Raw genomic sequence first — 9,356 nt, 5'->3', positions numbered from 1 at the left:
ACGCGGAGGAGGACCACCAGCGTCGCGAGGCCGCGGAGACCCGCAACCAGGCCGAGCAACTGGTGTACACCACCGAGAAGTTCATCAAGGACAACAGCGACAAGGTGCCCGCCGACGTCAAGACCGAGGTCGAGACGTCGCTCACCGAGCTCAAGGACGCCCTCAAGGGCGAGGACCTGGCCGCCATCCGCGACGCCGCGGAGAAGGTCAGCACCACGAGCCAGAAGCTGGGCACCGCGATGTACGCGAACGCGCAGCCCGGTACCGAGGGCGCGGCCGGTTCGACCGGCGACGGCGCGGGCAACACTGCCGACGACGACGTCGTGGACGCCGAGATCGTCGACGAGGACCGTAAGGGCGGTGCTGCGTGACCGAAGGGACCGGCTCGAACCACGGCGCCGTCCCGGGCGACGCCCAAGAGACAGAGCCGAAGCCGGAAACCGGGACCGCCGCCTCGGCGGCGGCCCCGGCCCCCGGGGCGGCGGAGGCCGCCGAGCTGCGCAACCAGCTCGGTGAGCGCACCGCCGACCTGCAACGGCTCCAGGCCGAGTACGCGAACTACCGCAAGCGCGTCGAGCGGGACCGCAACGTGGCGGGCGAACTGGCCGCCATCAAGGTGCTGAGCGAGCTGCTGCCGGTGCTCGACGACATCGGTCGGGCCCGGGACCACGGCGAACTGGCGGGCGGCTTCAAGTCGGTCGCCGAGTCGCTGGAGTCGATCGTGGCCAAGATGGGGCTGCAGAGCTTCGGTTCCAAGGGCGACCCGTTCGACCCGACGGTGCACGAGGCGCTGCTGCACTCGTACGCGACCGACGTCACCGAGCCCACGTGCGTGGAGATCCTGCAGCCCGGCTACCAGGTCGGCGAACGGATCATCCGTCCGGCGCGGGTGGCGGTCGCGGAGCCCACAGCGGACGCCGAGGGCGGTCCGGAGGAGCCGGGCGAAGCGGCCGGAAGCTGAACCGTCACCGGGAACCAGACGACGAGAAGCGGAGAGGAGGGACGCCGATGCGCGGGTGGAGTGGATCCGGAAACGGGCGCTCGGAGCACGAGGGCACCCCGACCCGATCGGCGAGGGGCGCATGAGTACGAAGGACTACCTGGAGAAGGACTACTACAAGGTGCTCGGCGTCCCCAAGGACGCCGGCACCGCCGAGATCAAGAAGGCCTACCGCAAGCTCGCCGTCGAGTTCCACCCGGACAAGAACAAGGGTGACACCAAGGCGGAGGAGCGGTTCAAGGAGATCTCGGAAGCCTACGACGTGCTCGCCGACGACAAGCGGCGCAAGGAGTACGACGAGGCACGGACCCTGTTCGGCAGCGGGGGCGGCTTCCGCGGCCCCGGCGGCGGGCAGGGCGGTGCCGGCGGCTTCCCCTTCGACCTCGGCGACATCTTCGGTGGCCAGCAGGGCGGCGCGGGCAACACCGGCGGCCTCGGCGACATCTTCGGCGGGCTGTTCGGCGGCGGTCGGCAGACCGGACGGCAGCAGCCCCGACGCGGCTCGGACGTGGAGTCCGAGGTCACCCTCGGCTTCGCGGACGCGGTCGACGGCGCGACCGTCCCGATCCGGCTGACCAGCTCCGAGCCGTGTCGGCACTGCAACGGCACGGGCGCGGCCGCGGGCACCACCCCGCGGATGTGTCCCACCTGCGCGGGTTCGGGCAACGTCAGCCGTCCGCAGGGCGGCTTCGGCTTCTCCGAGCCGTGCCGCGACTGCAAGGGCCGCGGGCTGCTGGTGGACGACCCGTGCATCGTGTGCAACGGCAGCGGTCGGGCCAAGAGTTCGCGCACGATGCAGGTCCGGATACCGGCCGGGGTCCAGGACGGACAGCGGATCCGGCTCAAGGGCAAGGGCGCTCCCGGCGAGCGCGGCGGCCCCTCCGGCGACCTGTACGTCGTGGTGCACGTCAAGACGCACTCCGTATTCGGCCGCAAGGGCGACAACCTCACCGTCACCGTGCCGGTCACCTTCCCGGAGGCGGTGCTGGGGGCGGAGGTCACCGTGCCCACCCTGGGCGGCATCCCGGTCACGCTCAAGCTCCCCGCGGGCACGGGCAACGGCCGTACGCTGCGCGTCCGCGGGCGCGGTGCGGCACGCAAGGACGGCACTCGGGGCGACCTCCTGGTCACCGTCGAGGTGACGGTCCCACAGCAGCTGAACGACAAGGCGCGCGAGGCGCTGGAGGCGTTCCGCGAGGCGACCGTCGCACACGACCCCCGAGCCGATCTGTTGGACGCGGCGAAGGGGGCATGACATGCGCGCGGGCGGCTTGGGCGGCAACGGCGGCATCGGCGGACGGCGGGGCTACGAGATCGACGAGACCTCCCCGGTCTACGTGATCTCGGTGGCCGCACAACTGTCCGGCCTGCATCCGCAGACGCTGCGCCAGTACGACCGACTCGGCCTGGTCTCGCCGGACCGCACGGCCGGTCGCGGGCGGCGCTACTCCGCCCGCGACATCGTCCAGTTGCGCGAGGTGCAGCGGCTCTCCCAGGAGGCCGGCATCAACCTCGCCGGGATCAAGCGGATCCTGGAGCTGGAGAACCAGGTGCTCGCGCTGAGCGTGCGCGTGGCCGAGTTGGAGCACGCGCTGCACGAGGCGACGGACGCGAGCGCCCGGCGCGAGGCGGCCGTACACGCGTCCTACCGACGCGATCTGGTCCCGGTCCGGCCGCAGGCGGGCACCGCGCTCGTGGTGTGGAAGCCCCGGCGCGGGCGCGGCGACTGACGGCCGGCGCGCGGGCCGCACGGGATCCGGGAGGGGCGTGGCTTCGGCCGCGCCCTTCGTGCGTGCGGGCCGCGGCCCTGGTTCGCGCGGGGCGGGCCCGCCGTTTCGCGCGGGGCGGGGGTTCGGGCGGGCTCGGTACTTCCTTGATGCCGCTCAATACGCGTCAGTAGGGTCGCCGCATGAAGCCGAATCGTCGGGACGTCCTGAAGTACTCGGCCGCGGGCGCGGCACTGCTGGGAGCGGCGGCGTGCACCGACGCCGAGGACTCGCCGGACAAGAAGTCGAGCGATGCGCCCAAGTCGGGCGCCCCGACCTCGGGCGGCGCCGCCGGCGCGGCCGGCACCACCTTGGAGCGCACCCTGCTGCTCGGCCCGCCCGGCCCGGGCGGCTACCGCAAGGTGGTCTCCGGCCCCGGCGAACCGCACCTGTTGCGCACCGAGTTGGCCCCCGGCGCCGGTCCCGGCGACAAGACGAAGAGCAGGCCCCTGGTCGCCTTCACCCAACTGACGGACATCCACATCCAGGACTCCCAGTCGACCGCGCGGGTGGACTTCCTGGACCGGCACAGCGACAAGGACCAGCCGTTCGCCAAGCTGCTGCCGTTCCAGTCGTCGTACCGCCCGCAGGAGGTGCTGACGGCGCAGATCGCCGAGGCGATGGTGCAGTCGCTCAACCGGATCGGCAAGGGCCCGGCGCTGGGCCAGCCGCTGGCCTTCACCATCTGCACGGGCGACAACACCGACAACATCCAGTTCAACGAGCTGCGTTGGTACATCGACGTGCTCGACGGCGGCAAGAAGGTCACACCCGACTCGGGCGACCGGAACAAGTACGAGGGCCCGATGGACGCGGTCGCGTACAACGACCGCTACTGGCACCCGGACGGCACGCCGGCCGGGCAGAAGGACGACCTGGCCAGGCGCGAGTTCGGCTTCCCCACCGTGCCGGGCCTGCTCGACGCATGCCGGCGTCCGTTCGAGGCGACCGGCCTGAAGACCCCGTGGTACACCGCGTACGGCAACCACGACGGGCTGGTCCAGGGCAACCTGCCGGTCAACGAATTGCTGAGCAAGGTCGCGGTCGGCGACGAGAAGGTGCTCGACATATCCGCGAAGGAGACCGTCGTCGCGCTCGCGGTCGGACTGCAGAGCGGCAAGCCGGACGCGCTCGCCGCGCTGATGTCGGGCCCCAAGCGCAAGGTCACCGCCGACCCGGACCGGCGGCTGATCGACCGCGCGGAGACGATCAAGGAGCACTTCAACACCAGCGGCCTGCCCAAGGGCCACGGCTTCACCCAGCAGAACATCGACGCCAAGACCGCGTATTACAGCTTCGACCAGGGTCAGGTGCGCTGCCTGGTCCTGGACACGGTGAACCAGTACGGCCTGGACTCGGGCTGCCTGGACCCGACCCAGTTCGCGTGGCTCCAGGACCACCTGATGAAGGGTAGTTCCAGCTACCTGGACGAGCAGGGCAAGGTGGTCCAGGGCACCGGCCAGGACAAGCTGTTCGTGCTGTTCAGCCACCACACCATCGAGACGATGGTGAATCGCACGGTGCCCCCTGGACAGCCCGCGCGCGTCCTGGGCCCCGAGGTCCGGTCGCTGCTGCTGCGCTTCCCGAACGTCGTGCTGTGGGTGAACGGGCACACCCACGACAACAACGTGAAGCCGCACCCGCGCCCGGCCGGCTTCGCCGCCCCCGGCGGCTTCTGGGAGGTCAACACCGCGTCGCACATCGACTGGCCCTCGCAGGCGCGGATCCTGGAGATCGGGGACAACAAGAACGGCACGCTGTCCGTCTTCGGCACCATCGTCGACTCGGCCGGGCCGGAGTCCAACGGCGGCAAGCTGGACACCCCGGTCGCGCTGGCCGCGCTGGCCCGCGAACTCGCGGGCAACGACTGGCAGGAGCGCGATCGCCCGGACGCGAAGGTGGACGGTAAGCGCGGCCGGATCGAGGACCGCAACGTGGAGCTGCTGGTGCCGACGCCGGCGTGGCTCACGTAGGCCGGGTCCGCCGGGTCCGGCGCTCTACCAGACCACCGTCACCACGCGGGCGCAGCGTGCCTTGGAGCGCTTGACCAGTTCGCCGTTGGGACGGTCGCTGCCGGCGACCCAGGCCATCGCCTCGCCGACGCTGCGACCGCCCCGGCGCTGACGCCTGGTCAGCCGCTCGTCGCGGACCCGGTCCGAGGCGTGGACGTACCAGACCTCGGTCATCAGGCAGTAGGCGTCGGTCCAGCCGGGAGCGTCCAGTGCCAGGTAGTTGCCCTCGGTCACCACGATCCGGGTGCCGGGGCGGACCACGTGCCGCGCGGCGACCGGCTCGTGCAGCGTGCGGTCGTAGTCCGGCACGTACACGTCCCGGTCCACCTCGCGCACCACGCGGGCCAGTGTGGTCGCGTAGCCCCACACGTCGAACGTGTCCACGGCGCCCTTGCGGTGCAGTCGGCCGATCCGCTTGAGCTGCACGTTCGAGAGGTGGAACCCGTCGAGCGGCACATAGGCGGCGGTACCGACGCCGACCCGCTGTTCGATCGCGCGCACCAGGCGGCCGGCGAGCGTGGACTTCCCGGCCCCCGGCGGACCGGCGAGGCCGAGCACGACGCGATCGGCCCCGGGCGCCGGAATGAGCCGTACCGCCGCATCCGCGAGCGCGTCGAGTGTTTCGAGGGCACCGGACACATCTGGCATGTCCGCAGTCTAGGCATCCGGAGCGACGCACGGTTGAGTGGAATAGACTCAACTTAGTTGTGGTTGCCACAGTCAAAGGACCGTTCGGGTGCCATACGGACACGACACGGACGGAATGATGGCCGTGACATCGCGTGCCCGAAGCGAAGGAGTCGCACACCTCACATGGATGCACAGAAGCTCACCACCAAGGCCCAAGAGGCCCTTTCGGTCGCCATCCGCAAGGCTTCCGCGGCGGGACACCCCCAGGTGGAGCCCGCGCATCTGCTGCTCGCCCTGCTCGAACAGCCCGAGGGAATCGCGGTCCCGCTGCTGGGCGCGGCCGGTGTGGACGTGCCGCTCCTGAAGGTCGCGGCCGTCCAGATTTCCGATCGCCTGCCGAGCGCGTCCGGCTCAACGGTGGCCGCTCCGCAGCTCGCCCGCGAAACGATGCTCGCGCTCGACGAGGCGGAGAAGCAGGCCGACAAGCTCGGCGACACGTTCGTGTCCACGGAGCACGTCCTGGTCGGTCTCGCGTCCGGCCGGTCCGGCCCGGTCGCCGAGGCGCTGCGCGACGCGGGCGCCACGCCGCAGGCCCTGCTCGACTCCTTCAAGGCGGTGCGCGGCAGCGCCCGGGTCACCTCACAGGACCCGGAGAGCACCTATCAGGCCCTGGAGAAGTACGGCCGCGACCTGACCGAGGAGGCCCGCGACGGCAAGCTGGACCCGGTGATCGGCCGCGACTCGGAGATCCGCCGGGTGGTCCAGGTGTTGTCCCGCCGAACCAAGAACAACCCGGTCCTGATCGGTGAGCCCGGCGTCGGCAAGACCGCCGTCGTCGAGGGCCTGGCCAGGCGGATCGTGGCCGGCGACGTACCCGAGTCGCTGCGCGACAAGCGGCTGATCGCGCTCGACCTGGGCGCGATGGTCGCGGGCGCGAAGTATCGCGGCGAGTTCGAGGAGCGGCTGAAGGCGGTCCTGAACGAGATCAAGTCCAGCGACGGCCAGGTCGTCACCTTCATCGACGAACTGCACACCGTGGTGGGCGCGGGCGCGACCGGCGACAGCTCGATGGACGCGGGCAACATGCTCAAGCCGATGCTCGCGCGCGGCGAACTGCGCCTGGTCGGCGCGACCACGCTGGACGAGTACCGCAAGCACATCGAGAAGGACCCCGCGCTGGAGCGCCGGTTCCAGCAGGTGTTCGTCGGCGAGCCCAGCGTCGAGGACACCATCGCGATCCTGCGCGGCCTCAAGAGCCGGTACGAGGCGCACCACAAGGTGCAGATCGCCGACTCGGCCCTGGTCGCCGCGGCCACCCTCTCCGACCGCTACATCACCGCGCGCTTCCTCCCCGACAAGGCGATCGACCTGGTCGACGAGGCCGCGTCGCGGCTGCGGATGGAGATCGACTCCTCCCCCGTCGAGATCGACGAGCTCCAGCGCTCGGTCGACCGGCTGCGGATGGAGGAGATGGCGCTGGCCAAGGAGACCGACGCGGCCAGCCGGGACCGGCTGGAGCGACTGCGCAAGGACCTCGCGGACAAGCAGGAGCAGCTCAGCGGCCTGACCGCGCGCTGGCAGCAGGAGAAGGCCGGCCTGAACCGGGTCGGCGAGCTCAAGGAACGCCTGGACGCGGCCCGCGGCGAGGCCGAGCGGGCCCAGCGGGACGGCGACTTCGAGACCGCCTCGAAGCTGATGTACGGCCAGATCCCGACCCTGGAGCGCGAGCTGGCCGAGGCCGCCGCGACCGAGGGCGACCGGGGCACGCACGGCACCGCGATGGTCAAGGAGGAGGTCGGCCCGGACGACGTGGCCGACGTGGTCTCGTCCTGGACCGGCATCCCCTCCGGCCGCCTCCTGGAGGGCGAGCGCGGCAAGCTGCTGCGGATGGAGGACGAGCTGGGGCGCCGGCTGATCGGCCAGAAGGCGGCCGTGGCGACGGTGTCCGACGCGGTACGCCGGGCCCGCTCCGGCATCGCCGACCCGGACCGCCCGACCGGCTCCTTCCTCTTCCTGGGCCCGACCGGCGTGGGCAAGACCGAGCTGGCCAAGTCGCTCGCCGACTTCCTCTTCGACGACGAGCGCGCGATGGTGCGGATCGACATGTCGGAGTACGCGGAGAAGCACTCGGTCGCCCGCCTGGTCGGCGCGCCGCCCGGCTATGTGGGCTACGAGGAGGGCGGCCAGTTGACCGAGGCGGTCCGCCGCCGGCCCTACTCGGTCGTGCTCCTGGACGAGGTGGAGAAGGCCCATCCCGAGGTCTTCGACGTCCTGCTCCAGGTGCTCGACGACGGGCGGCTGACCGACGGCCAGGGCCGCACGGTGGACTTCCGCAACGTGGTGCTGATCCTGACCTCGAACCTGGGTTCGCAGTACCTGGTCGACCCGGCGCTGTCCCGGGAGCAGCAGCAGAGCCTGGTGATGGACGTGGTCCGCAACGCGTTCAAGCCGGAGTTCCTCAACCGGCTCGACGACATCGTGCTCTTCGACGCGCTCGGCACGGCGGAGCTCGCGCACATCGTCGGACTCCAGGTCGATCGGCTCGGCGCCCGGCTCAAGGACCGCCGGATCACCCTGACGGTGACCGACGCGGCCCGCGAGTGGCTCGCGCTGACCGGGTACGACCCGGCGTACGGCGCGCGGCCGCTGCGCCGGCTGATCCAGACCGCGATCGGCGACAAGCTGGCTCGGGCGCTGCTCGCGGGCGAGATCGACGACGGCGACACGGTCGTGGTCGACCTGGACGAGGCGAGCGACACGCTGGCGGTGCGGCCGCAGAAGCCGGCGCCGGCTAAGACGCTCTGACGAGCAAATTCACGGTCGAATCGGCCACGAATGCCACGGCGCCGGGACCTGTTGCGGGTCCCGGCGCTTCGGCATGGCAGCATGCATGCGGAGTTATCTGACGGTGCGTCACACACCGGGGGTCCGGTCGGGTCGACTCCGGTCGCGCGGTGCGCCGAGGACGGTGCGCCCGCGTGCGGCACGACAAGATCGCCTAGTGCCGGATGAAGCGGACAAAACCCGCGAAGCCGGTAGCGTCCAGCGTGACGGATATCATCGACGCAGTGGTTAAGTTACCAGTGGGTAAGATGCCCGCACGGCCGTACGCTGTCGGCCGATACACGCCCCGGAAGGGACGTCCCACCGGAGGAGCCGAACGCCCATGCAGCTCGCAGCGATCGTGATCTCGCTGGTCACCTTGGTGGTCGGCGCCGCGCTCGCGGCGCGCGCCGTCGCACATATCTACCGCTTCGTCCAGGTAGGCCAGCCGGACGGCAGCCGAACCGGACAGCCCGCGCAGCGCACCGCGACCCTCGGCCGGGAGTTCCTCGGCCACACCCGAATGCTCAAGTGGGGCGTCGTCGGCGTGGCCCACTGGTTCGTGGCCGTCGGCTTCCTGACCCTCGGCCTGACCATCATCACCGCCATCGTGCAGCTCTTCGACGCGCACTGGGTGTTCCCGCTCATCGGCGACTGGCTGCCGTACGAGTTGTTCACCGAGTTCATCGCGCTGGCCACGTTCGTCGGCATCGTGGTGCTGATGGTCATCCGGCAGCTGAGCCTGCCCTCGCGCCCGGGCCGCAAGTCGCGCTTCGCCGGCTCGGTGTCGTGGCAGGCGTACTACGTCGAGTGGACGATCCTGGTGATCGGCCTCGCGATCCTGACGCTGCGCGCGCTGGAGGCCGCCCTGCTCGGGGTGGACCACTACGAGGCGGGCTTCTTCGCTTCGTACCCGCTCAGCCTGGCCTTCCAGGACCTGGGCGAGTCCACGCTGGAGAACCTGGTCTACCTGACCGCGATGATCAAGCTCACCGCGACCGGCGCCTGGGCGGTGACGATCGGGCTGAACCCGAGTATGGGTGTGGCCTGGCATCGGTTCCTGGCGTTCTTCAACATCTACTTCAAGCGTGATGCCGATGGTGGTGTCGCGTTGGGTGCGTTGGC

The 9,356-nt window shown here is 70.8% G+C and carries 7 protein-coding genes and 1 pseudogene; 7 read left to right on the top strand and 1 reads right to left on the bottom strand.

Translation table 11 applies throughout. From position 1 onward, the window contains the following. The 5 genes from ACWCPW_RS50925 to ACWCPW_RS50905 all read left to right on the top strand — a co-directional run. Positions 1 to 371 (top strand): Hsp70 family protein (locus tag ACWCPW_RS50925; RefSeq protein WP_449768494.1); only part of this gene is annotated, 371 nt, incomplete at its 5' end. After that, complete coding sequence (grpE, locus tag ACWCPW_RS50920; RefSeq protein ID WP_449768493.1) at positions 368 to 961, top strand: nucleotide exchange factor GrpE; 594 nt, start codon at positions 368 to 370, stop codon at positions 959 to 961. The genes ACWCPW_RS50925 and grpE, both read left to right, overlap by 4 nt. 121 nt (positions 962 to 1,082) lie before the next feature. Beyond that, a complete protein-coding gene (dnaJ, locus tag ACWCPW_RS50915; protein ID WP_395864695.1) occupies positions 1,083 to 2,255 on the top strand; it encodes a molecular chaperone DnaJ in 1,173 nt (390 codons plus the stop codon). 1 nt (position 2,256) lies between these two features. Further along, positions 2,257 to 2,730, top strand: coding sequence for a heat shock protein transcriptional repressor HspR (locus ACWCPW_RS50910; RefSeq protein WP_449768492.1), 474 nt, complete (start codon positions 2,257 to 2,259; stop codon positions 2,728 to 2,730). Positions 2,731 to 2,909: 179 nt separating this feature from the next. Then, a complete protein-coding gene (locus tag ACWCPW_RS50905) occupies positions 2,910 to 4,739 on the top strand; it encodes a TIGR03767 family metallophosphoesterase (RefSeq protein WP_449768491.1) in 1,830 nt (609 codons plus the stop codon). Positions 4,740 to 4,763: 24 nt separating this feature from the next. Here ACWCPW_RS50905 and ACWCPW_RS50900 read toward each other — a convergent pair whose 3' ends face one another. Next, on the bottom strand, positions 4,764 to 5,426 hold the full coding sequence (locus tag ACWCPW_RS50900; protein ID WP_449768490.1) for a nucleoside/nucleotide kinase family protein: 663 nt from the start codon (positions 5,424 to 5,426) through the stop codon (positions 4,764 to 4,766). 165 nt (positions 5,427 to 5,591) lie between these two features. Here ACWCPW_RS50900 and clpB point away from each other — a divergent pair, with 165 nt between their 5' ends. Both clpB and ACWCPW_RS50890 read left to right on the top strand, forming a co-directional pair. Continuing rightward, positions 5,592 to 8,213, top strand: a complete 2,622-nt coding sequence (gene clpB / locus ACWCPW_RS50895) for an ATP-dependent chaperone ClpB (RefSeq protein WP_449768489.1) — start codon at positions 5,592 to 5,594, stop codon at positions 8,211 to 8,213. A 361-nt stretch (positions 8,214 to 8,574) separates the two neighbouring features. Then, positions 8,575 to 9,356 (top strand): annotated as a pseudogene (locus ACWCPW_RS50890) (Fe-S oxidoreductase); the annotation flags it as partial.

It is taken from the genome of Embleya sp. NPDC001921 (genome assembly GCF_053594475.1).
The sequence above is the reverse complement of the archived record's forward strand: the minus strand, read 5'-3'. Positions and strand labels throughout refer to the sequence as shown.

Bases quoted from the DNA above. Each gene is read 5' to 3' on its own strand.
- dnaJ (WP_395864695.1), top strand. From the start codon at position 1,083: ATGAGTACGAAGGACTACCTGGAGAAGGACTACTACAAGGTGCTCGGC.
- ACWCPW_RS50910 (WP_449768492.1), top strand. From the start codon at position 2,257: ATGCGCGCGGGCGGCTTGGGCGGCAACGGCGGCATCGGCGGACGGCGG.
- ACWCPW_RS50905 (WP_449768491.1), top strand. From the start codon at position 2,910: ATGAAGCCGAATCGTCGGGACGTCCTGAAGTACTCGGCCGCGGGCGCG.
- ACWCPW_RS50900 (WP_449768490.1), bottom strand. From the start codon at position 5,426: ATGCCAGATGTGTCCGGTGCCCTCGAAACACTCGACGCGCTCGCGGAT.
- clpB (WP_449768489.1), top strand. From the start codon at position 5,592: ATGGATGCACAGAAGCTCACCACCAAGGCCCAAGAGGCCCTTTCGGTC.